Raw genomic sequence first — 23,342 nt, forward strand, 5'->3', positions numbered from 1 at the left:
CGGATCATTGGCGTGAGACGGGGGCCGCCCTCGGCGTAGCTACAGGTCGTGGTGGGCGCGCAGCCAGGCCGCGTACTCCTGGCGGAGGTAGCCGCGCGGGTGCGTCCAGGTGTCGGGGTGCTCGGGCCAGTAGGGGTCGCCGCTGTGGTTGCCATCGCCGGTCCGGTCGATCTCGATCAGACGGCGGGCGGCATCGGCGGCCAGCTCGTCAGCGTCGCCGTAGCGGGCGCCGTCAGGGTCGGAGAGCGCCAGACGATCCAGAACGGCGGCCTTACGAAGCCAGAACTCCCGGGAGACCGGGTGCAGCACGCCCGTGCGCACGAGGTACTCGGTGGTCCACCCGATCTCGCTCCCGACCTCCGGGGCCATGGCGTACGCGTCCTCGGGGGTGATCCAGGGGGCAGGCTCGGGCCGGTTGCCAACGGTGGGAGGCTGGTGGTCGGCGGTGACGTACAGCCGTTCCATGTCCGTGTGCCGCAAGGGCAGGTGCCTCACCGCGCTGGTGTGGAAGGCGCTGTTCAGGGCGGTGGTGACGCGTTCGGTGTCGGCGGGGTCGCAGATGATCCGGATCTCGAACACGGGGACCTCTCGTTTCTAGTAGGGGGGTTCGTCGCTGTACCCGTTGGCGTTCCACGGGTTGCCGCCCTCGCGGCGGAGCCGGGGCAGGGGGAGCAGGACCCAGTAGCGGTTTTCGTCCCAGCAGGGGCAGGGGTCCCAGTCCGTGCCGGCGTACTCGCCGGTCTCGGGGGCGCCGTAGTCGTATTCGGTGCCGCCCTCGCCGCCGCAGGCGGGGCAGTCGGGGCGGGGCGTGTCGGTCAGGACCAGGAGCCTTCGCGGCCAGGTCAGGACGCGTAAGCGCAGTCGGGGCATGGGGGTTGATCTCCTGTCAGCCGTGGAACGTGTTCCGTTTGATGACGGCTTTGCGGATGTTGACCGTGGTCCCGCCCCGGTGGCCGTGTGCGCTGAAGACCTGCACGGCGATCCAGCCGCCGAAGATGACGGCGGCGAGGATGACGAGTTGGGTGACCAGGGCGGTCAGGGCGGTGATGAAGGCGGTGAGCATGAGCAGTCCGCCGGACAGGGCGAGGAACCCCACGCCCCCGAGCGCGATGTTCACGGCCGCGCGGGAGACGGCCGGCTTGGCGACGCCCGGTTCGGGCTTGGCCGGCGCGATGGCGTAGCCGGTGACGACACGGCCGTCCGGGAGGACAACGCTCGCCACAGCCGGGATGGTGCCGGGCTGCACGGGCACGCACGGGGCGGTGTGCGCGGGGGTGAGCGGGGCGGGGGTGTGGACTTCGACGGCCGCCGTCTCGTGTGCGGCCGGACGGCCGTACGCGGTGGGTTCGTTCACGGTGCTGCTCTCCCCTCGGGTCAGCGGCCGACGCCGGGCATGGCGTCGGTGACGGCGGTGACGAGCTGGTTGACGGTGTCGGCCGCCCCGGTGTGGGCGAGGTAGAAGCCGAAGAGCGTGATGGCGACGGCCGCCCCGGCGCCGACGGCCTTGAACCGCAGGAGCAGCACGACGCCGACGGCGAGCAGCAGGATGAGCGGGATGGTGAGGGTCACGGGTGCTCCCGGCGGGGGTCAGCGGGTGCCGGCGCGGTAGGTGCGCGCGGCGCGGTTGTAGATCCAGCGGCCGACGCGGATGCGCTTGCCGGTGGCCTCGCAGCGGCGGCAGTCCCGGCCGCGCCGGGTCTTGCCCTTGCGGTCGGTCTTGAGTTCGTGGCCCATTCCGTCGCACTTGCGGCAGTCCCCGAACGGGCTGAGCCAGCACGTGACGACGTAACCGAGGGTGACTATCAGCAGGAAGGCGGTAGCGAGCGCGGCAAGGCTCATCAGGGGCCTCTCAGAGGGGCTGAAGGGGGTTTCCGCAGGTCGGCCGCTAGGTGCTAGCGGCCTGATCAGGGGCGGTTTGGGTCGCTAGCAGGGTCGCTACCGGTAGCGACGTCCGCCACTACCGGTAGCGGGCTGCGAGACCTACCCGGCATCCCTCTTCTTGTTGCGCTCCGTAATCGCGGTGGTGATGTCGTCGCGCTTGATGCCGCGCTTGTTGACCTGTTCGCCGTCGATGCGCCGGCTGATCTGCCCCGTGCCGATACCGAACGGCTTGAGCGCTGCGGTGAGTGCTTCGGCCTTGGGCTTGGGCTCCAGTTCGGCCCACGGGCCGTAGACGTCGGGCCGCAGGTCGGCAAGCCGGTCCACGACCGCCTCGGACCACACCTTGGACTCGCCCTTGCCGAGGACGGCCGCGACGTCGTCGAGGATCGTCGCGGACGTCTCCGGGGCCGGGGCCTCGCCGGCCGCGTCGCCGGACAGCGTGCCCTCCGCCTCCCGCAGGGCGGCGGCGCGGGTGAGGATGCGTTCCGCGTCGCGGCCGTCGGCGAGGTAGGTACGCACGATCCCGGAGTCGTCCGACATGCCCTTGAGCAGACCGACGCCCTTGTGGGACTTCAGCAGCTTGGACGCGTCCAAGCCCTCCGAGTACGAGCCCGCACCGAGGATGACGTCGGAGACGTGCAGGGAACCGACCCGCAGCGCAAGCCTGGCCTGATGCTGGTCGCGCAGCTCCGAGGGGCACGCCTTGTCGTCCGGCTTCTGCGTCGCCGTCATCACCGAGACGCCCACAGCGGGGGCGACCCGGGCGAGGTAGACCAGCAGGGACAGGATCTCCTTGCCGTGCTCGGGGTGGGTCAGGTACTCCTGCACCTCGTCCACCACGAACAGCGTCAGGGGCATGTTCAGCTTCTTGTCCCGGCTGATCTCCGGGGTGAGCTTGCCCTCCGGGCACACGTGCAGCGGCAGTTCCGACAGCCGGTGGTACCGGTCTTCGACGTCCGCCTTCAGCTCCCGCAGCGAGGTCAGCAGGTGCTGAACCGGGTCGATCCCGTTCTTCGGCACGATGCCGAACCCGATGCGGTGCGCGACCAGCGCGAACTTGCGCCAGTCCGGCGACGCCTTGCCGTCGAACACGTACAGGCGCACGTACGGGTCCAGGGCCGCCGCGAGCGCGATGGTGCGGGCGGAGAAGGTCTTACCCTGACGCGGCACGGCGCCCACCAGCAGTGACAGCCACAGCATGGTGGCCATGACCGGGTTGCCTCGTTCGTCGACGCCCCACGGGAACGGCTTCCAGAAGTCCACCCGCGTCGCCCCCAGCAGCGGCGACTTGCCCGACGGGACGGCGAGCGGGTCACGGTCGGCGATCCAGTACGCCACCCGCCGCCCGCTCGTCTCGTCCTTGTCGAGGAAGAGCTGAGTGGGAGCGATGTCCATACCCGAGGCAAGACGGGCGTGAGCCTTCATCGCGTCCTCGAACGTCTTGCCGTACGGCAGGTCCACGACCACACGCCAGCCGTCGCCGTCCCGGCCGATCGGCCGCGGGAAGGCGATCGTCTGATCCTTGGTGGTCAGCCCGGACGCCTCGTGTGCGCGGATGACGATGTCGGAGGACAGCCGCCGCTTGCGGAACGTCACCTTGGCCATGTCGATGAGCGGCCGGTCCGCCGGCGCCCCGACCACACCAAGGGTGGTGGTCAGCGTCGCCACGGCCAGCATGAGCAGCCACGACGGCGCCATGACGTACAGAGTCAGCGCGGCGGCCAGACCGATGAAGCCGCCGATCGTCGCCACGATCCCCCGCAGCCGGACACGGTCATTGCGCTGCCGCGACAGCTTCAGGTACTCCACCGCGTCCTCGTTCGCCACGGAGGCGAGCCGCAGCGTCTTACCCTCCGCGTCGAACACCCACCGGCCGATCGCGGCCGACCACCGCCACGCGCCGCGCGGCGAGTACACGCAGATCTTCGGCGTGTAGACCAGCGGCAGCCGGACCGCGTGATAGCCGGCCACAGCCGAGTAGTGCCGGATCGCCCACTTACGAACGGCCGTGCGCTGGTCAGGGAGCTTCACCCAGTCCGGCAGCACCGGCACACGGGCCTTGTCCTTGGCCTCCATCCACTCCGCGACCGAAGGCGGGTAGACCTCGCGCGGCGGGTCGACCGGCGCCCCGTCGGTAAGGCCATCGGCCTCCGGGTCGTCGGTGTCGGGGAGTTCGGCCTCCCACTCCCCCGGCTTCACCACACCCTCGCCCGGGGCGATCGGGCCGGGGTCGGTCTTCTTCAGCGGGAACGGCACGATGTCGGCCGTCGGCTGTTCGGTGCCCTCCGGGTCCTCCGGGGGCATGAAGGCGGTCGTTTCCGTCACGATGTACGCACTCCTTCGGGAGCCGAAGGGTCCGGCCGGCTTGCTGTGGAAGGTCGAACGGCCGGACCCGGGATTCGGGGCGGTTCAGACAGCGCGCTGTTCTCCGGGCCGCAGGTCGCGGGCCCGCAGTTGACGGCGGGTGGCGTAACCGTCCGGGGCGAGGTGCCACCGGAAAACCGGCAGCGTGCTCATGCCGCGCCGCGCCGTCCGGGGCGACGTCCGGCCACCGACCCGAGCAAGCGTCCGAGACGGGCCCGGCGAGGACCGGACCGGCCGGACAGCTTGGCCACGTACATAGCCTCATCAGCGCGGCGCAGCAACGCGGACAGGTCCTCGCCCGGGTGGTCAGCGGCACGCACCCACCCCAGCGACACCGTGGTGTGCACGTCGGGGGCGGTGTCGGTCGGCCGGGCGAGGACGCGGGCGAGGGTGTGCAACCGGTCGGCGGCCGTGCCGTCGCGGTCGACGACGACGGCGGCGAACTCGTCCCCACCGAGCCGTCCCGCCACCCCGCCGGGAGTGGTGCCGTGGGCGAGGCGGGCGGCGACCGTGGCAAGCAGCACGTCACCGGCCGCGTGGCCGTGGGTGTCGTTGATCTGCTTGAAGTGGTCGACGTCCGCCAGCACGACCACGGCGCGCGGGTCGCGCAGCACCCGGCGGGCCCGCCGGGTGAACGCGTCCCGCGTCCACAACCCGGTAAGCGGGTCGCGGCGGGCGATGGTCAGCCGGCTGTGCAGCCACCGGGCGTGTACCGCCCACCCGACAGCGGGCACGGCCGGTAAGAGCGCGGCGAAGGTGTTCACGGCGTCACCGCCCCGGTGGCGCGTTCGGCGAGCAGGGCGTCACGCAGCATGCGGGCGTTGGCGGGCGAGGTGCGCAGCACCCGGCGGATGCCCTCCCCAGTTACCTCAGCGTCCGTCAAGCCGACCGTCGCCTTGCGTGCTTCCGCCATGAGCTGTTCGGAGGTGCGGCGGGTGCGGGTCGACTTGGCGGCGACCGGGACACGGCCAGTCGCCCGGCGCGGCGCGGTCGACGCGGCCGGGACCGAACGGGCGGGCGCCGGGGCGATCGGGACCGGCTTCACCGTCGGGACGACGGCGGGCATCGGCTTCATGCCGACGCCCGACTTGCCGAGATCGACCGGCGCCGGGTCGGGCACCGCAAACCGCGCCAGCACGACCGAGGCCGGGGTCGATCCCCGCAGGTCAGGGGTAGACCGTTCTCGACTATTTCCGGTTGATTCCTCCGCATTCGTGACTGCGGCAGGGATCGGGGCGGCGGTACCGAACATCGAGGCAAGGGCCGCGTCCGCGCTGCCGGTGATCCGGGTGCGCTGTACGTCCAGCAGCCTCGATCCGAGCGCAGCGTCCCCGGCCCCGACCTTGCGGGCCAGTCGCCACGACGCCCGATCCGACCGCTTCCGCACCCGGTCGACCGGGTGGTGTGCGGCACGTGCCCGGTGGTAGGCGAGTGCCTGCACGATGTCGGCGGTCCGCTGCTCGTTCTCCGCGTCGCGGCCGTCGGTGTGAACGACGATCCGGCGGGCGAGGAACGCCATACCCTCCGCCGATACGGACATGCCCATGGGGGTCAGGGCGTAGATCACGGTGCGCCCCGGGTCCGGCGCGGCCATGGCGCCCATGACGGCGGCGGCGGCCGGCAGTGCCCACAACCCGATCCGTACGACGCGCGGCGAGGACTGCCCCAACATGGTCAGACCCAGCAGAACCAGAGCGAGAACGGCCGTGGCGCCCTCACCGGCACCGAGCGCACCGAGCGCAGTCCCCGTGCCGTAAGCGTGACCGATATTGCTGTACGTACCAATACCGCCGACCACGCCCGTGGCCAGCATGGGCACGAACGCGGCTGTCAGGACGCCGACCTGAACCTTTGTCAACGACCTGTGGGATTCGTTCATGCCGCTTCCCCCGCCTCCGGCCGGAAGCCGCGAACGGAGCGCAGGAACGGAACCGTCCGGGTCAGCGCGTCGGCGTACAGGGCATCCCAACCGGCGATCTCGTCACCGGCCTCCGCCTCCGCACGCAGGGCGGCGAGGATGTCACGGGCCGCGTCCTCACGGGCGGCCCGCTCGCCTTCCGTCTCGGACACCAGCGGGCCCCGGAACAGGTCGAGGTCGATACCGAGGGCCAGTTCCGCGAACTCGATGTCGCCGTGCGCTTCCTGGCCGGCGACGAAGGTGCGCATACGCATGGTGGGGCTCTCCTTGGACACGTCGGGATGGCGCGGGGCGGCCGGCTGTCCTGTCCGGGAGTGCGACCGCCCCGCGAAGAACGGGGGTCAGGCGGTGGCGATGACCAGCGCGGCGATCAGCAGCCACAGGTGGTGGAAGGACTGGTCCAGCGCGTACGCCCCGGTGCCCAGATGTGCCGCGGGCCCGCCCTCGGCGGTGGCCGGGTGCGCGGGGTGGGCGGCGGTGCCGAGGCTGTAGAACTCGGCCTTGCCGGTGAGCTGGGCGAGGCGGGCGAGGGTGGTGCGGCGGTCGGCCCACCAGTGCGTGAGCGCGTCCAGGCCCAGCCCCGCCACAAGGCCAGCGAGGGAGAGGTGCAGCCCGAGGACGACAGCCGCGGGCAGGAGCAGGGCGAGTTTGGTGGCGGTCAGGGTGGCGACGTGGCGGGCGTCGGCCAGCCGGCCGGTCCAGCCGGGCTTGCCCTTGGTGGCCGACTGGTGTGAGGACTGCACCCAGTGATCACCCACGCTGTGCCCGACGAACAGGGCGACGAACACGGCGGCGAACATAGCGGCGTCCATCAGGACTCCTCCGCAGGTCAGAGAGACAGAGGAAGACGGGGCTGGGAGGGGTCAGCGGGTGCGGACACGACCGCTGAGGCTGTGGGCGCTGACCCGCAGGCCATCGCTCCCGCTCAGCCGGATGTCGCCGGAGACGGAGGTGGCGCGGAAGGGGCCGGAGGCCCGGCCAGTGGCGCGGGCCACCACGTCGCCGGAGGTGGTCTTCGCCGTGGCGCCGGAGCCGCTGTAGGACTCGACGCGGATGTCACCGGAGACCGACCGGGCGGACATGCCCTCGGCCAGGTGCCCGATGAGGATGTCGCCGGACGTGGTCACCGCGCTCAGGCTGCGGGCGCCGTCGAGATCCAGGTCGGCGGAGACGGAACGGAACTCCGCTCGCTCCAGCGTGCCGGCAACGGTGGTGTGGGCGGAGGTGGTGACCACAGCGAGGGAAGAGCCGGCCGGGAGCACCACCCGGACTTCGATCGGGCTGACGGTCTCCAGCGTGCCGGTCCCGCCACCATGGATGATCCGGCCGTTGACGATCGTCATGCCCGTGACGGACCCGGTCACGGTGCCCACGCTCTGGATGACCCGGCCGCCGTGAATGCTCTGCGTCATCACGTTGCCGGGGATCTCGGGGATCTCCACCGACAAGGCCTGGCCGATCTGGTTCATGCGGGCCCGGTCCACCGCGTCGGCGGCCGGGCCGGAGGGGTCGTCCGTCCGCACGACCACATGGGCGGTCGCGACGCCGGCCAGGACCTGGACGTGGATGCTGCCCACCGGCAGATCCAGCCCCAGGACGACCGGACCGGAGGACTTCGAGATGAACGCGCGCTCAGTCATCGGATCTCCTGATCCATGAAGGGACGCGCAGAGCGGCGAGACATCCTGTCCCATCTGGGAGTACCCCGCCGCCCCTGCGCTAAGAGCCCCACCGCGACGCGGTGGGCGAGCGCCCCGGCCGGGAGTCGAACCCGGCCTACGACCATCGAGGCGATAACGCCTTGCGGGTCAGCTCGCGCGCTTGCTCTCGCGGCCCCGGCCGTGAACGGCGTCCAGCTCCGCAACGACGTCCTTGCACTTGCCGGCCACGATGCGGTCGTAGACCCTCTGGCCCCGGTCAACCGCCTCGGGCGTGGTCAGGTCCTCGGTCTCACGCTGCGACTTCTTGCCGAACATGCGAACTCCAGACGTAGGTGGAAGGTGCGGAACCCGGCGAATAGCTCCGGCTCCCCTCGACCCCGCCCGTACAGCGCCAAAGGCGCCGGACGGGCGGGGGAGGCAACCGGCGCAGCGCTAGCGGCGCTGCGGTGGCAAGCACTGGCTTCGCTGGGCTGCCGTTGCCACGGCGGACCAGTCCCGAGCCAGGGAATCGGGCGCGTCATCGTCACTGCTCTGACGCCAGCAGGACAGCGCATATCAGGTGGCAGCCAAGGGGTTGCCCTCCAGCAATGAAGGGATGATCCCCAGGGCTGTTCCCCAGAGCTGATACGCGGGCAGGACACGTTCGCCTGCCACAAAGTGGCTGCCGGCGGCCATCACCCGGGCCGCTGCGGGGACGGGGACTCTCACCCCGTCGACTCGACACACTGTTCAGTTCTCAAGCAACGGCTGTGCGGTGGAACAGGTCGAACGGTGCGAAGCGAAGCGACCTAGGTCGCTTGCCGTTGACGAGAAAGCTACCTAGGTCGCTTGCGAGTCGTCAAGTGCCCGTGCGCCCTAATTTCGAGCGACCTAGGTCAAGTACGCTTCCGGGGTGGACTCACAGCAGACGAGGAAGCCCAACGCCCGCGAAATCGCCGCCAGGATCAGAGACGAGATCGCCGCAGGGACGTTCGGCCCTGGGGACCGCCTCCCCGGCGGTCGGGCCTACGCCAAGAAGCTTGGCGTCTCCCTGATGACCGTGCAGAACGCATACACGCAGCTCCGGGAAGAGGGGCTGGTGGAAGGCGTCTCGGGGAGCGGCACCTACGTTCGCGACACCGCTCCTGGCGAGCCGACGCCCCGCGAGGCGGCCCAGCGTCTGACCGACCTGCAGGCCGAGGTCGCGCGCATCTCGACCGTACTGGCCGGCCTCGCCGATCGCGTCCAACAGCTTGAGGCGGCTGCCGGCCCCACCGAGGGGAAGACCGACACCTAGTGCCTCTCGCGGTGCGCTTGTCGTCATGCAGCTAGCGTGACCCGGCCGGCGCGCCATGAGTACGCACTCCCGCCGCCGCCGCACCGAACTAATCCGAACTTTGGCGCGTGATGGAGTGTTGGCGCGACCTGACCGGCTGCAAGACTGACCGCATGGCCGAACTCAACGGAAATCCCGTCACCCTCAAGGACCTTGAGAGCCTCGCCCTCACGAACTACGGGCACTTCACATCAATGCGGCTGGAGGACGGCACTGTCCGGGGCCTGTCGCTCCATCTGGACCGGTTGGCGCGCGACTGCCGCGCCGTCTTCGGTGTCGAGTTGGACCGAGAGCGGACGCTGAACTACATCCGGAAGGCAGCCGACGGCCTCATTGGGGTCGCCGGACTCCGCGTTACCGTCTTCGACCCCGCGATCGACATGGGGCGCCCTAGCGGCGCCAAGGATCCCCACATCCTGGTCAACCTGCGGCCCGGGAGCGCCATGCCGCCGCCGCCCCTCACGGCCAAGACCTTCACCTTCACCCGCGACAACGCTCAGGTAAAGCACATCGGTCTTTACCCCCAGCTCCGGATCCGCCGTGAGGCCCAGCTCGCCGGGTTCGACGACGCGGCATTTATCGAACCGGACGGCCGAGTCTCCGAGGGGGGCACGTGGAACCTCGGGTTCGTCGATCGAGACGGGACAGTCATTTGGCCTGACGCACCCGTACTACCCGGGACGACAATGTTGCTGCTCCAGAGCCTCAATACTCCAAAGCAGATCACTACCCCGGTGCAGCTCGCCGACATCCCGAATATGGCGGCCGCATTCGCAACGAACGTGACAATCGGCGTGCGGTCCGTCAGCAAGATCGATGAGGTGCAGTTCCCCCAGGATCACCCCGTCCTCGCCGCGCTGCGTGACGCCTACGCCGGCATCCCTGGCGAGCGTCTGTAGACGCGTGCCGCCGCCCTTCACCGGGGCGGCGACTCACGACAGAGGTAGGCCCATGCCACTCGTTACGAAATGGACCGGACGTGAGGTCAAGGCCCTGCGCGAAGCCGTGCGCATGAGCCTTATGGAGTTTGCCGAGAAACTCGGGGTGTCCGACCGCATCGTCTCCCGGTGGGAGGCCGACGGCGAACGAGCCGCCCTCCGCATGGTGAACCAAGCCGCCTTAGACACCCTGCTTGCCAAGTCCGACAAAGACGCCCAAGGTCGATTCGTCGGCATCTTAGCGATGGATGACGCGCCTGCTCACACCATCATCGAGCCTGATCACGATCAGGTGAGCAGCGGCGACTATGTGAAGCATCCCGGCGACGGAAAGCTTATGGCGCACGTCCCGGAAGGGATATTCCTTTCGGGCGCGAACGATGACCCCGTGTGGGTGGACGATTTCCACATCGACACGTTTCCGACGACCAACGCCGACTACGCGCGGTTTTGCGCGGCCACCCGACACCCGGTGCCCAAGCACTGGGAGAACGGCCGGTGTCCCCGCGACCTGTACGACCACCCCGTCGTGGAGGTGACTTGGCAAGATGCGCACGCGTACGCGACATGGGCGGGAAAGTCCTTGCCGACAGCCGAGCAATGGGAGAAAGCGGCGCGCGGCGTCTCCGGGCGTACTTTCCCTTGGGGGAACCAGAAGACCGCTGCCAAGTGCAATGTGAGGGAGACCGGCGTGGAGCGTACGACGTCCGTCTCTCGATACCACAGCGGCGTCTCGCCGTACGGGGTCTACGACATGGTGGGCAACGTGTGGGAGTGGCTCGCAACAGCGACCAAGCCCGGTCGTTACGAACTTCGTGGCAGTGCCTTCACGAGCCCTCTGTTCAAGGGAATGCCAGCCGTCTCCAACGATGCCGACGACACGATGCAGGACGATGACACCGGGTTCCGCTGCGCGGCGACACCGGAGCAGATGGAGCCCGGCCAGCCCTGACAAGGAGCGTCGGCGCCGTCCCGGCGCCCTCTGGGGCATGGCGCCATGCCCCAGAGGGCGAGGCAACGCGCGTCTCAGTTTCCGTCTCATTCATCGCCGTACGCAGCCGTCCGGAGCCGTTCACTCTGACCGACCGGACACGGCGTCCGTACGGGATTGAACGCCCCTGAACGCGCACGAATCGCGCCCTGACCAGCACGGACAAACCTGCAAAGCGAGTTACGCCGGTTCGATTCCGGTCACGGCCTCCGGCACCTTGATCAGGAAGAACCCGCGAAAAGAGGCTCTGGCTTGTAGACAGAGCCTCTTGTGCGTCCGCCGATATCGCGTACACGGGATCGCCGTGCGGGTTACCCAGTCGGCCCGGAGGATGGTGGGCGACTAAGTGCGGCTACATATCTGCCGCCAAGTCAGGACTGCCCCCGGATATATCGCAGGATCGCGAAAATCAAGCCGGGCAGCGCGATCGCCGCCACAGCCCCGGTGCTGAGAGCTCCGTAGTACGAAGCGTGATCCATCGTCCGTCGGACGACGCCCGCGAAGCCTCCACCGATGATCCCCATCAGGATGATGATCACGGCTTCGAACTTCCGGATCTTCTTGTCCTCGTTGCCACCGTTGCCGCTGCCCGGACCGAACCCCGGGGCCTCCGGGCCGTTCTGTGTATCCGCCATGCTCGCTCTGCCTTCGTCAGCCGCCTATGAAGGGTGACCTGTCGGGTTCGGACCTGCGAAGTTGTCCGGCCGCTGCTGCGGCTTCACCCCAAGGGCCGCTCGACCCGGCCAGGACCTGGCCGTTCCGGCGACCCGTCGCGCCTGGGCCCTCCACTCCTGCCGCTCCATGGACACGACGGTGTCGTCCGGACGCCGGCAGGACTCGGCTTACGACCGGACGGCCCCACCACCTGTGACGGGGACTTGTCGTGGAATGGATAGTGGCCTAAGCCCCACGGAAGTCCCAATTCAAAAGCGCGTTTGTGGCGTTAGTCACGACATCGAATGCAGGCCCAACAACTGTACTAATAACCGTGAATCGAACGAGATTTGACGGCTAGTCAAACACTTGGGTTGAGAGCCCCAGGTGGATGCGCGTAGAAACATCCGACAAGGGCATTCGTGGCAGCCCTCAGGGACAACCCCTTCGCACAAGTCCACCTGCGCGGGATTCGGGCGGCTCCCGGGGCACCCGGCTCTCAAGGCTCTCGGTCCGGCCCGGGCAACGCCCTGGGCACCACGAAGCTCACCCCACACGTACGCACGCGCTCACGACGGCCGTCACCTGCCCGCCCCGCATGAGCCACAGCCTGCGACGCGGATGCCCGGCGCCCCGGTGGGTACGTCGCCCGTCCCGGACAGCAGGCCGCTAGCCCGCCGAACAGAGGCCGTCGTCCGGGCAGAACATCGCCCACGTGTAGTTGTAACCGCTGTGTACGGTCACGGGATTCGGCGCGGGGTAGAAGTTGACGTAGGACCCCGCGTCGGGTGTGGCGGTGAAGGTGACCGTCGTGCCGATCGTGAAGCTCGCGGTACAGGTGCCCTGCGGGTTCACCAGCGGGTCCCCGGGACCGTAGGGGTCGAACGCCGTCGTGTGGCAGTTGATCCCGGCGGGCTGACTGGTGACGGTTCCGCCACCCCAGCCGTCGGTGATCCAGGCGGACAGCTCGGCGGTGGTCCGGGCCTGGACCGGGGCGGCGGGCTGGGCCTGGACCGGGGCGACGGAGGCGATGGCGGCGGCCGTGACGAGTGCGGTGACGGCTCCCGTCGCGCGCCAGGCGCGGTTTCTGTACTTCCTCATGGGAGGCTCCTCGGATCGAGCCGTTTTCGACCCCCGAGACCAGCCTATGAGCCCCATGGGGGATCTGCTACGGGAGCGCGGGCCGCGCGGCGGCGCGCGAGCACGACGGGCACGGCGACGGCGACAGCGACGACCAACAGGAGGGCGCCTCCGGCGCCGAGGGCGAGCCAGGTGGCGGGGGTGCCGTCGCTTTTCCCGGAGGCGGACTGTTTCTTGGGCAGGTCACTCGCTGCGGCCTTGGAGTCGTCGGTACCGGACGACTCCGGGGAAGACGAAGCGGCCGGGCCGGGCAGCGGGTTCACGTCGGCGGGGCCGGGGTCGCCGGGGTCCTTGAGGGCGATGCGCGGACGCACGGCGCCGTAGCCGACGTAGTCGTCGCGCTTCCCCTCGCTGGACGTGCCGCCGGCCGTGTTGATGAGGACCCGCGTGACCTGGTTGGCGGTCCAGTCCGGGTGGACGGACCAGATGAGCGCGGCGGAGGCGGCGGCGAGAGCGGAGGCGCCGCTGGTGCCGTTGCCCCGGCAGACCCCGGTGCCACCGGGGCAGGCCGAGACCATGTCCGCTCCTGGTGCCGAGAGGTCGACCTGAGGCCCGTACTGGGACCATTTGGCGGCCGCACCGTCTTGGTCGAGACCAGCCACACCGATGACTCCCGGGTACGCGGCGGGGTATTCGACCGCGTTCCGCTTGTCACCCGAGTTGCCTGCCGACGCGAAGACCATTTTTCCCTTGCTCAGGGCGTAGGCGACGGCCCGCTCCTCGAGTTCGCTGTACCCCGGGCTGCCGAGCGAGATGTTGATGACCTTCGCGTCGGAATCCGCCGCGAAGCGGAGGGCGGCGGCCGTCCGTGTCGCACCGTCGTCGAAATTCTTCCCTCCCACGCGAAGAGGGAGGATCTTCACCCCAGGGGCGAGGCCGTAGGACCCGGTGTCACTACCCCGCTTTCCCGTTCCGGCGATGAGGGCGGCCATGCTGCTGCCGTGGCCGTCGGTGTCGGTCTGCGCACTGCCCGGGTACTCCGAGAAATTCCTGCCGTCGAGCACTTGCCCCCGCAGATCGGGCAGGCTCTCGTCCACACCGGAGTCGATGACCGCCACCGTGACCCCGGCGCCGGTGCTCTTCTCCCACATCTCCTCCGCGTGCATGGCGTCCAGGTGCCACTGCCGGGAGCGGATGGTGTCGGCGTGCGCGGGCGTGGCCGAGGCCACGACCAGCGAGGCGAGAACGGCGACGGTCGTTCCCGCCCATGTCCCGCGTACGGCACGGGCACTGCGCATATGGAAGTCCTCTACTCGATGACCGGAGGCACGACGGGCTTGCTCTGCGCCCAGGTCTCCCCCTACGGCAAGGGCCTGCGGCGCCGGGCGATCAGGATCGGAGCGGCTACGGCGACACCGACCGCTGCCACCGCTCCGGCGCCGATGGCGATCCGCTTGGAGGGATTACCGGAATCGCCACCCGAGTCCGTGGCCTCCGTGCCCGACGGCTTGGGCGTCCTCCCGGCAACGGAATCCGAGTCCGATGCCGGGGAAGGCTTCGGGCCCGGCAGGGGGTTCACATCGGCCGGGCCCGGGTCGCCGGGGTCCTTGAGGGCGATGCGCGGACGCACGGCGCCGTAGCCGACGTAGTCGTCGCGTTTGGCGCTGCTCGTGGTGCCACCGGCCGTGTTGACGAGAACGCGGGCGACCTGGTTGGCGGTCCAGGTCGGGTGGACGGACCAGATGAGCGCGGCGGAGGCCGAGGCGAGGGCGGAGGCGTCGCTGGTGCCGTTGCTTCGGCACACGCCGGTACGCCCTGTGCAGGCGGCAACGACGCCCACGCCCGGCGCGGCGAGATCGACCTGCGGGCCGTACTGCGACCACTTCGCGGAGCTGCCCTCCTCGTCGTATGCGGCCACGCCGATGACGCCGGGATAGGCCGCCGGATACTCCACCATGTTGCTCTTGTCACCGGAGTTACCGACGGACGCGAAGACCATCTTGCCCTTGCCCAGGGCGTAGGCGACGGCCTTCTCCTCTTCCTCGTTACGCCCCGGGCTGCCTCGGGAAATGTTGATGATCTTTGCGTCCGAGTCTGCCGCGTAGCGAATCGCCTCGGCCGTGATCCGGGCGCCTTGCTGGAAGTTCTTGCCTCCCACACGGAGAGGGAGGATCTTCGCTCCTGGAGCGAGGCCGAAGGCGCCGGTGTCACTTCCCGCCTTACCCGTCCCCGCGATCAAGGCCGCCATGCCCGTGCCGTGACCGTCGGCGTCCGTGCGGGCGTCACCCGGCTCGTCCGTGAAGTTCTTGCCGTCGAGTACCTGGCCCCGCAGGTCGGGCAGGTCCGCGTCCACCCCGGAGTCGATCACGGCCACCGTGACCCCGGCCCCGGTGCTGGTCTCCCACATCTCCTCGGCGTGCATCGCGTCCAGTTGCCACTGTCGGGAGCGGACCGTCCCGGCGTGGGCCGACGGAGCCGAGATCGCGAGGAGCGCGGCGAGAACGACGGTCGTCGTCCCCGCCCACGCCCCCCGCGCGGCACGGGCACTGCGCATGTGGATGTCCTCTACTCGATGACCGGGGGCACGACGGGCTTGCTCTGCGCCCAGGTCTCCTCGTCCTCGACCAGATAGTCGGGGCGACGACCGCCGCCGCCCCGCCGCTCCGGTGAGGCGCCGCCCAGACCCGCGCCCGGCATCATTCCGGCCGGCATCCCGTTCCTGGCCGCGGTGCCGGTGCCTTCGCCCGCGCCACGGACCAGGCCCGTGCCGCCCGGGGTGAAGGGCGTACCCCCACCACCGGGGCGCTGGCCCGGGCGGCCTCCGACGACCCCGCCGGGGTCGGTGGCCATGTGCCGGCCCGCGCCGGTGCCCGGACGCCCGCCCGAGGGGCCGGACACGCCGGGGAATCCCCCGCCCGCGCCGACGGGCCCCATGGGTGCCCGGGACTGTCCCTGCCGCTGTGCCGGTTCCGCGCCGAAGACGTTGCTCCGGCCGGGGTTCTGCGTGGGCCCGGGCGTGCCGCCACGGGGCGCGGGCTGCCCGCCGACGATCCCGTCGGACGGCGGGTTCGACAGCCGGGAGCCCGGCCGGGGCACGGGGCCGGTATTGGGGCCGGGCAGGCGGGTGTCCGGGCGCTGAACGGAGCCGGGGCCCGGGAGGCCGGGACCCGGGATCCTCGGCGCCGGGCGCCGCCCCTGGTCGGGGAGCCTGTCTCCCGGCCGCGGGACCGGATCGTGACGGCGGTTGGGACCAGGCCAGTTGGGCAGGGGCGCGGGCGGCCCGGGTACGTGCGGCCTGCTCGCGTCCGGAGGGGTGACCGGGGGCAGGTCCGGCCTCGGGGTCCGTGGCCGAGGAGGCGTGTCAACCACACCGGAGAGATCCAGATCCGGTCGGCTGTGCGGACGGTCATGGGATCCGGACGGCCCGGAGATCCCGGGGCCACCGCCGGACGAGGCTCCCGGGCCGTAGCCCGACGGGCCGGCTCCTGCCCCGCCTCCGGAGGACGGCCCACCGCTGCCACCCGATACGTCGACGTCTTCCAGCCCACCTCGCCGCGCGCCTTCCTCCGGCATGAGGGCATCCGGCATGGGCGGGAAGTTCGGTCGTTTCGCCGCGTACATCTGAAGACTCGACGACTGATACGACTCCGCCAGCTTCTTCATGCGCGACGCGGCGTCGTGGTGGTCGTCCGCGATCCTCTTCTGCGCGTCGTAGGCGTCCTTCTGGTTCGTCCCGCCCTGGTTGAGCACCTTGTCCACGAGTTTGATCATGGGGTTGGGTACCCCGCCGAAGACATAGGGGTGCTCCTTGACCCAGGAGTCGACGAGAGCCTTGTCGGCCGCCGAGGGCTTGGGCATGTTGGTGGCGTGGTTCAGGTCCGTGGCCGCGTGGGCCATCCACGTGCCGGCCGTACTCGCGTACTCGCCGAGGCGCTTCGTCTCCAGGGCCAGCTTCTGGCCCCAGATGCGGAAGGATTCACCGGCCTGGCCCGACCACTTGACCTCGTCCATATGACCCTGCAGGTCTTCGCCGAGCTGCTTGATGGCCTTGGCGGCCCCATGAAGCTTGCTGGAGACCGCGTTGACCTTGCTGACGTCGGCGTGCTCGATCATCGTATGGAGCTTCTCGTGCGGGATCACGTAGAAGTCCTGAGTGATGAAGGCGAAGTTGAACATACGACGAGGATCCGCGGCGCTCTTGTCCGGGGTCTGGTCGGCCATGAGTACTGTGCGTCCTTCCCTCGCCTAGGAGCGGGTTTTCCCGCGCGAACCGCCGTCCGCCTGCGAACCGTTGTTTCCTTGCGCTCCGCCGGCACCGCCCAGGTCGGTGCGCGGACCCGTCCGCGATGTGTGCGGCGGCGGGCGCTCGGGATCCAGCCGCGCGTCGTACTCGTGCTGCATCCGCTTGTGGATGGCCCACAGCCGATCGCGCTCCGCGGCGTCCGTGTCGGCGTAACCGCCATGGGCGTCCAGTACCGCCGATCCCATTGCGGCGACCTGGTCGTTGATGAGCTTCGCGAGCGTCGCCAGATCGCTCTGGACGTCGTGGTAGACGTCGTAGATCGACTTGGCCGCCTGGAACCCCTGGCCCAGATGCGCTTGGGTCAGCTTGGTCTCGGCGACCTTCGTCGGCGCCCCGTCGGACTCGTCGAGGGTCGTCAGGAGGTCATTGACCCGCCCTTGGAACTTCTTGAGCGAATCCAGCTCCAGCTCGAGGGCGGACTTCTTTCCCCCCGGGCCCCCCGCGGGAGTTGCTTGGTCGGTCACGTACGCCTCTTCACTGCTTTCCCCCATTCACCCGCCGTCGCAGGTGACTTCACGCTACACACTAATGCCGGGCAGTGACACGCACATAAGCACGGCTACTCAGCCGGCCGTCACCACGGCGGCCTGCGGGCGGATCGGGAGGCGGTTGACCGGGCGGCCCGTTGCCGCGCGTACGGCCGAGGCCACCGCCGCCGGGGACGTGACGACCGGGACCGCGCTGATGGCCTTCGCGCCGAAGGGGGCCACCACGTCGCGTTCCTCGACCAGCCTGACGATGCGGATGTCGGGGGTGTCCAGCGCCGTCGGCAGGGCGTAGCCGGTGAGGTCCGGGCGGCGGACCTGGCCGGCGGAGGTGCGGAGGTTCTCGGTGAGGGCCGCGCCGACGCCTTGGGTGATGCCCGCCTCGATGCGGGCCCGCGCCTGCGCCGGGTTGAGGACCCGGCCCACGTCCTGGGCGACGGCCATCTCCACCACGCGCACCGAGCCCAGCTCCACGTCGACGTCGACGACCGCGCGGACGGCGCAGAACGCGAGGCCGACGAAGGCGTCGCCCTGGCCGGTCTCGTCCAGGGGCTCGGTCGGGTGCGGGCGGCACTGGGCCGTGGCCCAGAGTTCCTTGCCGTCCAGGGCCTCGCCCACCGTCGTGCTCAGCACCCCGTCGTACGAGGTGATCTTGCCGTCCGCGATGGTCAGCAGTTCCGTGGACATGCCGAACTGGGCCGCCAGGGGCTGGAGCAGCTGGGTGCGCACCATGCGGGCCGCCCGCTCCACCGCGCCGCCGGAGACCCAGGTGTGCCGGCTGCGCGCGCCGGGGCCGGACGGGGGCTGGTCGGTGTCGACCGGGGCGACGTGGACCTCTTCGAGGCCGAGGACGTCCTGGACGATCTGCCGGGCGAGGGTGGTGAAGCCCTGGCCCGTCTCGACGGCCGCGCAGATGACCGTGGCGACCGAGCCCGTGACCTTGACCGTGGCCGTGGACACCTCGTCCGCGCCCTCCGCGCCCAGCATGTGGATCATGCCGAGGCCGTAGCCGACGCCGCGCCGCACCGCGCCCGGCTCGCCGGCGCCGTCCGGGCCGCCGGGCAGCAGCCAGTCCTGGTCCGGGTCGTCCTGCGGCAGCGCGGGCAGCGGCTCGTCCCGTACGGCGCGGAGGAGTTCGGCCACCGGGGCCGGGCAGGTCACCGTCTGGCCGGTGGGCAGCAGGTCGCCCGTCGCCATGACGTTGCGCAGCCGCAGCTCGGCGGGGTCCATCCCGAGCCGGGCGGCGAGCTTGTCCATCTGACCCTCGTAGGCGGCGCACACCTGCATGGCGCCCTCGCCGCGGACATGGCCGGAGGGCGGGTTGTTCGTACGGACCGCCCAGCCCTCGACGAACGCGTGCGGGACCACGTACGGGCCGCAGGCGAAGGAGACGGCGGCGGCCAGGGCCTCGGCCGACGAGTCGGCGTAGGCGCCCGCGTCCAGCAGGATCTGCGCCTCGACCTTCACCAGCTTGCCCTCGGCGTCCGCGTGGTGGCGGTAGCGGAGCAGCGTGGGGTGGCGGTGCGGGTGGCTGAGGAAGGACTCCTCGCGGGTCGCGGCGAGCTTGACCGGGTGGCCGGTGCGCAGGGCCAGCAGGCCGAGCGGCAGCTGCATGCCCGGGTCCTCGCGGTCGCCCATCGCGCCCGGGACACCCGTGACGACGACCTTCACCCGCTCCGGGGCCAGGCCGAAGCACGCGGCGGCCAGGTCGCGGTCGGCGTGCGGGTCGGTCGAGGCGGTGTAGATCTCCACACCGCCGTCCGGGCGCGGCACCGCGAGGCCCGCCTCGGCGCCGATGGGCGCGGGGTCCTGGCGGCCGATGCGGTAGAGGCCCTCCACCACGACCTCGCCGGTCGCCTCGGGGTCGCCGAAGCGCAGCGGGATGTGGCGGATCAGATTGCCGTCGGGGTGCAGCGGTTCGGCTGCGAACGCCTGCTCCGGGTCGGTGACCGGCTCCAGCACCTCGTACTCGACGGCGATGGCCGCGGCGGCGAGCCGGGCCGTGTCGGGGTGGTCGGCGGCGACGGCGGCGATCGGCTCGCCGTGGTGGCGCACGATCTCGGAGGCGAACACGGGCCGGTCGGCGATCCGGCGCCCGTGCGCGGTGTCGCCGGGGACGTCGGCGTGGGTGACGACGGCCCGGACGCCCGGCATCCGGGCGGCCTCGGTGGTGTCGATCGACAGAATGCGCGCGTGGGGGTGCGGCGAGCGCAGCACCGCCGCCCACAGCAGGCCCTCGGCCCACAGGTCCGCCGCGTAGGGGTAGATGCCCTGGGTCTTGGCGGCCGCGTCGGCGGCGGGGAGGGAGACGCCGAGCCCGTGCGGCGGCGGCTCGGCGTGGCCGGCGAGGGCCGAGGTGACGGGGGCCGTGGTGACGGCGCCGTCGGCCGTGCCCGCCGCGCCCGCCGTTCCCGTCATGCCGCCCATGCCACCCGTTCCCGTCATTCCATTGCCCTTCCGCTTCCGCCGCCGTGCGGGCCCGCCTGGTGCGGGATGCGTGCCTGGTCCGCGTCCGGCTGCGAGTCTTCCTGTGCCGCCGCCGTCTCCGCGCGCTCCTCGACGACCTGGCGCACCGCGTCGAGCACGCCCCGGTAGCCGGAGCAGCGGCACAGGTTGCCGCAGATGGCCTGGCGGGTCTCCAGATCCGTCGGGGCGTGGTTGCCCTCGAGCAGGTCGTGCATGGTCATGGCCATGCCCGGCACACAGAATCCGCACTGCACGGCCCCGCAGTCGGCGAGCGCCCGCTGTACGTCCGAGGGCCGGCCGCCCGTGGCGAGGCCCTCGACCGTGCGCACCTCGGCACCCGCCGCGGTCGCCGCGGGCACCAGGCAGGAGGCGACGAGCCGGCCGTCCACCTGGACGGAGCAGGCGCCGCACTCACCCTGCGAGCAGCCGTCCTTCGCCCCGGCCAGGCCGAGGCGCTCGCGCAGGACGTAGAGCAGCGACTCGCCGATCCAGGCGTCGGTCACGGGCCGGTCGGTGCCGTTGACCCGCAGGACGTACGAGGCGCAGGGGTGCTCGGTGTGCGGGACCGGGAGGTCGGGGGCGGGGTCCGCCTGGACGGGGTCCGCCGGGGAGGGGTCCGCCTGGACGGGGTCCGGGTCCGGAGCCGGGGCCGCTTCGTAGGCGGCGGCCTCGGGGGCGGCGGCTTCGGCGGCCGCCCCCGGCGCCACGGTCCCGGGCGCGGCTCCGGGGTCCGCCTCCGGGCCCGCGTCGGGGCTCTCGGCGCCCTGCGCCGTGGTGTCCCCGGCCGCCTCCGGCTCCGGCTTCGGCTCCTCGGCCACCGGTTCCGGCACCGGGCCCGACGACGTCCACACGTTGGTCTGATGATCGCCCGTACCAGTGACACCGGTCGCGTGCGCGGAGTCGTCCGGAACCGGTTCGGCGGCCGGTTCGACGGGCGGAACGGCAGCGGAGGGGAAGGCTGCGGCCATGGCTGCGGGCGGGCCCGGGACCGGCCCGGGGACCGCATCCGCAAAGGCGTCCAGGGCGTACTCCCCCGACTCCTCCGGCGTGTCGCCGGACGCGACGGGGATCGTCCACTGCCCGCTCGCATGGGCGTCCGCGTGGGTGTTCGCGTGGCCGCCCGTACCGGTGTCCCCGCCCGGCACGGCCCCCAGGGGGCCGCCCACGGACCCGGTCACGGCCGCCGCCCGCTGCTCCCAGGTACCGGGGGCGCCGCCGGGCACCGGCTCGGCCTCCGGGGCGGGTACCGCCCAGTGCGTGCCGTGCCCGTCGGTCCCGTGCGGGTCCGTGTGAAGGTGCGGGTCCGGGTGAGCGGGCTGGTGAGCGGGCTGGTCACCGTGCGCGTGGGCGTCACCGTGGAGGTGCGCGTCACCACGTACGAAGGCGTCACCACGTGCGAGTGCGTCGTCGTGCACGAGGGCGTCACCACGTACGAGGGCGTCGCCGTGTACGAGAGCGTCACCACGTACGAGGGCATCGCCGTGCACACGTGCGTCGCCGTGCGCCTGCGGCTGCGGCGCCGTGCGGCCGTGCAGCAGGTACTCGCCCGACTCGTCCACGGGGTCGTCCCCGGCGGCCGGCACGGTCCAGTGCGCGTGGCCCGGTGCCTGCCCGTAGTCGTGCGCCGGTGCCTGCTGCTCGAAGGCCCGGCCGAGGCCGTGCCCCAGGTCGTGACCCGTGTCCTGGCCGAGGCCGTGCCCCAGGTCCTGGCCCGGCCTCTGGCCCATGCCCTGGTCCGGTCCCTGGCCCTGGCCCGGCCCCTGACCCTGGCTCAGCCCCTGGTCGGGCGTGTGCCGCCCGTCCGTGCCGGCGCCGGTGGCGAAGGGCATCGCCCACTCCGCCGTGGCGTGCGGGTCCGCGCCCGGGGCCTCCGTGGCGGGGGCGGGGTGCGGGTGCTCGTAGGGCGCGGGAGCCGGTGCGCCCCACTCCCCCGCCCACTGCTGACCGGGCGTCCGGGCGGGCTCAGGGGCGCTCTGCGGCTCCGGCGGTTCCCCGCCGGGCCGCTGGGCCTCCGGCCGCTCCGGGTGCTGCTGGACGGGCGCCTGGGGCTGCTGCCAGGGCTCGCCGACGGGTGGGGTGTAGCCGCCTCCGCCGGTGGCCGCGAGCGGGTCCCAGCCGCCACCGCCGGACAGGCCCGCGCCGGGGTGGGCGAGGAGCTCCGGCGGCAGTTGCAGGAACGTGGTGCCCTCGTCGAACTCCCCGCCGCGCGGGATCGGCTGCCAGCCGCCCGGTCCGGCGGCCTGGGCGTGTCGCTGCTGTTCGTCACTCACGCGAGTGCCCTCCCCAGTGCTCGGCGGGCCAGAGTCGCCACCGTACGCCGCAGGTGCAGCGCCGCGGGCGGCAGGGTGCCCGGCTCGCCGCCGTCGAGGGCGGGCGCGGGGTCGGGAATGCAGGCGGCGGCGACGTAGTCGCCGAAGGCGGCGCACGCCTCGGGCGCCAGGGTCCGCTCGCCGTCCCAGTCGATGAGCGAGGCGACCCAGCGCTCGGCGTCGAGCGGGCGCAGCGGCATGGGCGCGACCGCGCCCACCGCGCACCGGACGTTGCGCCGGGCCGGGTCGAGGACGACGGCCACCGAGGCGACGGCGCGCCCCGGGCCCGTACGGCCGGTGGCCTTGAGGAAGGTCTGCGGGGCGTGCAGCAGCGGCACCCGGACGTAGCCGATCAGCTCGCCGGGGCGCAGCATGTCGAAGCCGGTCAGCAGGTGGCCGACGGGGATCTCGCGGCGGCTGCCGCCGGGGCCCGCGATGACCAGGGTGGCCTCCAGGGCGGCCAGCACGGGCAGCGCGTCGCCGGTGGGGGCGGCGGAGGCGATGTTGCCGCCGAGGGTGCCGGCGTTGCGGATCTGGGGCGGCCCGGCCGTGCGGGCGGCGGCGGCGAGCGCCGGGATGAGCGCGGCGAAGTCCGGCCGGCCCATCCGGGCATGGGTGAGTCCGGCGCCGAGCAGGGCGTGGCCGTCCTGGTACTGCCAGCCGCGGATCTCGTTGATGCGGCCGAGGCCGACGAGGGCGGCGGGCCGGAGGAGCCCCGAGTTGACGGCGGCCATCAGATCGGTGCCACCCGCGACGGGCACGGCGGCGGGCATGGCGGAGAGTGCCGCCACGGCCTCGTCGAGCGAGCCCGGCAACGTCACCGTGTGCGCCGCCTGCGGTGCGTGCGTGGTCAACCCAGCTGCCCCTTCCCCGGTGGTCCCGACTGTTCCGCCTGATCCCGCCGTACGGTACGTGCTGTCGGCCCGGACGTGGCAACTCTGGCACATCTTCCGAGCCCGCCGTCGCGAGGGTCCGCG

General features: G+C 71.5%; 24 protein-coding genes and 1 pseudogene. 3 read left to right on the forward strand and 22 right to left on the reverse strand.

What is annotated here, in order from left to right:
- Nucleotides 1-39: 39 nt before the first annotated feature.
- The 13 genes and pseudogenes from AF335_RS04595 to AF335_RS34390 form a co-directional block, all read right to left on the reverse strand.
- Entirely contained in the window at nucleotides 40-579 is a 540-nt protein-coding gene (locus AF335_RS04595) for a hypothetical protein (protein ID WP_102916894.1), read from the reverse strand.
- Between the two features lie 15 nt (nucleotides 580-594).
- Entirely contained in the window at nucleotides 595-870 is a 276-nt protein-coding gene (locus AF335_RS04600) for a hypothetical protein (protein ID WP_102916895.1), read from the reverse strand.
- A 16-nt stretch (nucleotides 871-886) separates the two neighbouring features.
- Complete coding sequence (locus AF335_RS04605) at nucleotides 887-1,354, reverse strand: hypothetical protein (RefSeq protein ID WP_102916896.1); 468 nt, start codon at nucleotides 1,352-1,354, stop codon at nucleotides 887-889.
- 20 nt (nucleotides 1,355-1,374) lie between these two features.
- Nucleotides 1,375-1,569: a hypothetical protein gene (locus AF335_RS04610; RefSeq protein WP_102916897.1), complete on the reverse strand. Its 195-nt coding sequence runs from the start codon at nucleotides 1,567-1,569 to the stop codon at nucleotides 1,375-1,377.
- A gap of 18 nt (nucleotides 1,570-1,587) precedes the next feature.
- On the reverse strand, nucleotides 1,588-1,839 hold the full coding sequence (locus tag AF335_RS04615; protein ID WP_102916898.1) for a hypothetical protein: 252 nt from the start codon (nucleotides 1,837-1,839) through the stop codon (nucleotides 1,588-1,590).
- A 141-nt stretch (nucleotides 1,840-1,980) separates the two neighbouring features.
- Nucleotides 1,981-4,206 carry a cell division protein FtsK gene (locus tag AF335_RS04620; protein ID WP_102916899.1) on the reverse strand — a complete coding sequence of 742 codons (2,226 nt, stop codon included), beginning with the start codon at nucleotides 4,204-4,206 and terminating at the stop codon, nucleotides 1,981-1,983.
- A 96-nt stretch (nucleotides 4,207-4,302) separates the two neighbouring features.
- Nucleotides 4,303-4,398: pseudogene (locus AF335_RS36550) on the reverse strand (RRQRL motif-containing zinc-binding protein); the annotation flags it as partial.
- Nucleotides 4,395-5,009, reverse strand: a complete 615-nt coding sequence (locus tag AF335_RS04625; RefSeq protein ID WP_102916900.1) for a GGDEF domain-containing protein — start codon at nucleotides 5,007-5,009, stop codon at nucleotides 4,395-4,397. The gene AF335_RS04625 and the pseudogene AF335_RS36550, both read right to left, overlap by 4 nt.
- Entirely contained in the window at nucleotides 5,006-6,124 is a 1,119-nt protein-coding gene (locus AF335_RS04630; RefSeq protein WP_102916901.1) for a conjugal transfer protein, read from the reverse strand. Before AF335_RS04630 ends, AF335_RS04625 begins: the two co-directional genes overlap by 4 nt.
- On the reverse strand, nucleotides 6,121-6,411 hold the full coding sequence (locus AF335_RS04635) for a hypothetical protein (protein ID WP_102916902.1): 291 nt from the start codon (nucleotides 6,409-6,411) through the stop codon (nucleotides 6,121-6,123). Before AF335_RS04635 ends, AF335_RS04630 begins: the two co-directional genes overlap by 4 nt.
- Nucleotides 6,412-6,504: 93 nt before the next feature.
- Complete coding sequence (locus tag AF335_RS04640; protein WP_102916903.1) at nucleotides 6,505-6,975, reverse strand: transcriptional regulator; 471 nt, start codon at nucleotides 6,973-6,975, stop codon at nucleotides 6,505-6,507.
- A 51-nt stretch (nucleotides 6,976-7,026) separates the two neighbouring features.
- Complete coding sequence (locus tag AF335_RS04645; RefSeq protein WP_102916904.1) at nucleotides 7,027-7,803, reverse strand: DUF4097 family beta strand repeat-containing protein; 777 nt, start codon at nucleotides 7,801-7,803, stop codon at nucleotides 7,027-7,029.
- A 168-nt stretch (nucleotides 7,804-7,971) separates the two neighbouring features.
- Nucleotides 7,972-8,139, reverse strand: a complete 168-nt coding sequence (locus tag AF335_RS34390; RefSeq protein ID WP_170127576.1) for a hypothetical protein — start codon at nucleotides 8,137-8,139, stop codon at nucleotides 7,972-7,974.
- A gap of 577 nt (nucleotides 8,140-8,716) precedes the next feature.
- Between AF335_RS34390 and AF335_RS04650 the strand changes: the two genes are divergently transcribed.
- The 3 genes from AF335_RS04650 (at nucleotide 8,717) to AF335_RS04660 (ending at nucleotide 11,029) form a co-directional block, all read left to right on the forward strand.
- Nucleotides 8,717-9,100 carry a GntR family transcriptional regulator gene (locus AF335_RS04650; protein ID WP_102916905.1) on the forward strand — a complete coding sequence of 128 codons (384 nt, stop codon included), beginning with the start codon at nucleotides 8,717-8,719 and terminating at the stop codon, nucleotides 9,098-9,100.
- Between the two features lie 152 nt (nucleotides 9,101-9,252).
- The gene (locus tag AF335_RS04655; protein ID WP_102917055.1) at nucleotides 9,253-10,038 is read left to right on the forward strand and encodes an aminotransferase class IV family protein; all 786 of its coding nucleotides are present in this window, start codon (nucleotides 9,253-9,255) and stop codon (nucleotides 10,036-10,038) included.
- Nucleotides 10,039-10,090: 52 nt separating this feature from the next.
- Nucleotides 10,091-11,029, forward strand: coding sequence for an SUMF1/EgtB/PvdO family nonheme iron enzyme (locus AF335_RS04660; RefSeq protein ID WP_228773521.1), 939 nt, complete (start codon nucleotides 10,091-10,093; stop codon nucleotides 11,027-11,029).
- Nucleotides 11,030-11,439: 410 nt separating this feature from the next.
- Here AF335_RS04660 and AF335_RS04665 read toward each other — a convergent pair whose 3' ends face one another.
- The 9 genes from AF335_RS04665 to AF335_RS04705 form a co-directional block, all read right to left on the reverse strand.
- Nucleotides 11,440-11,703, reverse strand: coding sequence for a hypothetical protein (locus AF335_RS04665; protein ID WP_102916906.1), 264 nt, complete (start codon nucleotides 11,701-11,703; stop codon nucleotides 11,440-11,442).
- Between the two features lie 688 nt (nucleotides 11,704-12,391).
- The gene (locus AF335_RS04670; protein ID WP_102916907.1) at nucleotides 12,392-12,823 is read right to left on the reverse strand and encodes a hypothetical protein; all 432 of its coding nucleotides are present in this window, start codon (nucleotides 12,821-12,823) and stop codon (nucleotides 12,392-12,394) included.
- Nucleotides 12,824-12,867: 44 nt separating this feature from the next.
- Nucleotides 12,868-14,100 carry a type VII secretion-associated serine protease mycosin gene (gene mycP, locus AF335_RS04675; protein WP_102916908.1) on the reverse strand — a complete coding sequence of 411 codons (1,233 nt, stop codon included), beginning with the start codon at nucleotides 14,098-14,100 and terminating at the stop codon, nucleotides 12,868-12,870.
- Nucleotides 14,101-14,162: 62 nt separating this feature from the next.
- Nucleotides 14,163-15,356, reverse strand: a complete 1,194-nt coding sequence (gene mycP, locus AF335_RS04680; protein ID WP_102916909.1) for a type VII secretion-associated serine protease mycosin — start codon at nucleotides 15,354-15,356, stop codon at nucleotides 14,163-14,165.
- An 11-nt stretch (nucleotides 15,357-15,367) separates the two neighbouring features.
- Nucleotides 15,368-17,023, reverse strand: a complete 1,656-nt coding sequence (locus tag AF335_RS04685; RefSeq protein WP_102916910.1) for a WXG100 family type VII secretion target — start codon at nucleotides 17,021-17,023, stop codon at nucleotides 15,368-15,370.
- Between the two features lie 24 nt (nucleotides 17,024-17,047).
- Nucleotides 17,048-17,569 carry a hypothetical protein gene (locus tag AF335_RS04690; protein ID WP_102916911.1) on the reverse strand — a complete coding sequence of 174 codons (522 nt, stop codon included), beginning with the start codon at nucleotides 17,567-17,569 and terminating at the stop codon, nucleotides 17,048-17,050.
- Nucleotides 17,570-17,668: 99 nt separating this feature from the next.
- The gene (locus tag AF335_RS04695) at nucleotides 17,669-20,008 is read right to left on the reverse strand and encodes a xanthine dehydrogenase family protein molybdopterin-binding subunit (protein ID WP_102917057.1); all 2,340 of its coding nucleotides are present in this window, start codon (nucleotides 20,006-20,008) and stop codon (nucleotides 17,669-17,671) included.
- A 23-nt stretch (nucleotides 20,009-20,031) separates the two neighbouring features.
- Nucleotides 20,032-22,326 carry a (2Fe-2S)-binding protein gene (locus AF335_RS36120; protein WP_280524615.1) on the reverse strand — a complete coding sequence of 765 codons (2,295 nt, stop codon included), beginning with the start codon at nucleotides 22,324-22,326 and terminating at the stop codon, nucleotides 20,032-20,034.
- Nucleotides 22,323-23,219 carry an FAD binding domain-containing protein gene (locus tag AF335_RS04705; RefSeq protein ID WP_102916912.1) on the reverse strand — a complete coding sequence of 299 codons (897 nt, stop codon included), beginning with the start codon at nucleotides 23,217-23,219 and terminating at the stop codon, nucleotides 22,323-22,325. The genes AF335_RS36120 and AF335_RS04705 overlap by 4 nt, the downstream gene beginning before the upstream one ends.
- Nucleotides 23,220-23,342: the final 123 nt, after the last annotated feature.

This window comes from Streptomyces eurocidicus, from assembly GCF_002891295.1.
GTDB classification, from domain to species: domain Bacteria; phylum Actinomycetota; class Actinomycetes; order Streptomycetales; family Streptomycetaceae; genus Streptomyces; species Streptomyces eurocidicus.